Genomic DNA, 401 nt, shown 5'->3' on the forward strand with positions numbered 1-401 from the left:
AAAGATCCCCGCTCCCACCACGGCACCACCAGCGGCCAGAGATGAATTTTTCATGAAGGTACGACGGCTAACACCGAACTTTTGATTAGGAGTTGAGGTGCTGTCAGAGCGCTTGGTTAGTTTCATAGTCTTAGGCTCCTAGAGTGAATCATAATAGTCGCGGATGTGCTGGGTTTCTTTGTAACCCTGCTCATCTTTCGATTGTTCGTTATTCACATCAATCGGGTTCGCCTGGGCTGTTGTTGTCGCCGTGCTAAGTACTGCACCCGCAACAACGCCGCCCCCTAAAGCCTTTAACGCTTTACGACGATGACTATCAATTTCTTTGTTGTTTTTCATGACTCCATCCTCAACCTAATCCAGTTCACTCGAACGAACAGCAATGCTCTGCTCACTCAATG

2 protein-coding genes are annotated in these 401 nt (G+C 48.1%); both read right to left on the reverse strand.

From position 1 onward, the window contains the following. A partial coding sequence (locus tag AB4585_RS25680; protein ID WP_372171605.1) for a twin-arginine translocation signal domain-containing protein occupies positions 1-126 on the reverse strand: 126 nt, incomplete at its 3' end. 12 nt (positions 127-138) lie between these two features. Next, positions 139-339, reverse strand: a complete 201-nt coding sequence (locus tag AB4585_RS25685; RefSeq protein WP_017027595.1) for a hypothetical protein — start codon at positions 337-339, stop codon at positions 139-141. Between the last annotated feature and the right edge of the window lie 62 nt (positions 340-401).

The sequence above is a fragment of the Vibrio sp. 10N.222.49.C9 genome (genome assembly GCF_041474985.1).
Lineage (GTDB): Bacteria > Pseudomonadota > Gammaproteobacteria > Enterobacterales > Vibrionaceae > Vibrio > Vibrio crassostreae_C.